The organism is Brevundimonas sp. CURTG3B2_SDJG, assembly GCF_057364705.1.
Genome location: NZ_JBNFOJ010000473.1, coordinates 1 through 1,390, shown reverse-complemented (window position 1 = coordinate 1,390; position 1,390 = coordinate 1). Strand labels below are relative to the sequence as shown.

Annotated in this window: 2 protein-coding genes; both read left to right on the top strand. The window is 71.8% G+C overall.

Annotated features, from left to right (window positions below; genetic code table 11):
- The coding region (locus AC2W7C_RS17955) for a YceI family protein (RefSeq protein ID WP_486002575.1) at positions 1-637 on the top strand (637 nt) is incomplete at its 5' end.
- A 96-nt stretch (positions 638-733) separates the two neighbouring features.
- Positions 734-1,267 carry a cytochrome b gene (locus tag AC2W7C_RS17950; protein WP_486002574.1) on the top strand — a complete coding sequence of 178 codons (534 nt, stop codon included), beginning with the start codon at positions 734-736 and terminating at the stop codon, positions 1,265-1,267.
- Positions 1,268-1,390: the final 123 nt, after the last annotated feature.

Here is a 1,390-nt window from a genome sequence, read left to right as displayed (position 1 = left end):
GCCGGCCGCGGACGCCGGCGCCGACGCCGCCGCGACCGCCCCGGTCGAGCTGAAGGTCCCGGGCGGGGTCTATGCGCTGGACCCGACCCACGCCTCGCTGGAGTGGTCGATCACCCACCTGGGCCTGTCGCACTACACGGCCCGCTTCAACACCATCGACGCGCGACTGACCCTGGACCCGGCCAACCTGGCCAACTCCAGCGTGACGGCGACGATCGATCCGAAGTCGGTGGACGCCCACTACGCCGGCGACTATCGCGCCACCCACGCTCAGACCGGCTTCGCCAGCTGGAGCGAGGACATCGCGCGCAACGCCGCCTTCCTGAACGCGGACGTGCACAAGGACATCCGCTTCAACTCGACCAAGGTCGAACCGACCGGGCCGCGCACCGCCAAGGTGACGGGCGATCTGACCTTCCTGGGCCAGACCAAGCCGGTGACCCTGAACGTCACCTTCGTGGGCGACATGGCGCGCCATCCGATGGCCGGCCGTCCGGCGATCGGCTTCCAGGCGGAAGGCTCGTTCAAGCGCTCGGACTTCGGCATGTCCGCCGGACCGCTGGGCGACGAGGCGACGATCCGCTTCAACGGCGAGTTCATCCAGCAGGCGCCGGCCGCCGCCGCTCCGGCGCAGTAGGCCCCGTCCGAAACGCAGAGGGCGGGCTTCCCCGGGAGCCCGCCCTTTCGCGTCGCGCCGCCGCGGCGGCCTGGTTCCGTATCCGAGAGTCCCGACATGACCGCCCGCTATTCGTCCGTGGCCATCGCGCTGCACTGGCTGACCGCGCTCGCCATCCTGGCGATGATCCCGATGGGCTGGTGGATGAGCGAGGCGATCGCCGATCCCGCCAGCCAGGCGACGGCCTATCGCGTGTTCCAGCTGCACAAGTCGATCGGCCTGACCATCCTGGGGCTGACCGCGCTGCGCATCGGCTGGCGGCTGACGCACCGGGCCCCGCCGCTGCCCGAAGGGATGAAGGGCTGGGAGGCGTTCCTGGCGCGGGCGACGCAGTTCGCCTTCTATGGGCTGCTGCTGGCCCTGCCGCTGACGGGCTGGCTCTATGTCTCGACCGGATGGGCCGCGGGCCTGGACCGGGCGCTGAACGTGGCGACGGTGTGGTTCGGATTGCTGCCGGCGCCGCACCTGCCGGGGGTGGCGGAGCTGGCGACGGAAGCGCGGCGGGCGCTGGCCTTCCAGGCGATGGGCGCGCACAGCCTGATGGCCTGGGGCGCGGTCGTGCTGGTCGCCCTGCACGCCGGGGCGCGCTGAAGCATCATTCGTGGACCGCGATACGGTGCTCAGCGACATGCTGCCGGGGCGGCTGGCGCGGCCTTCGCCGAACGGGCCGAGCCGGTCGCGCCGCCGGAGCCGCTGCAGTCCGAGGATCTGACC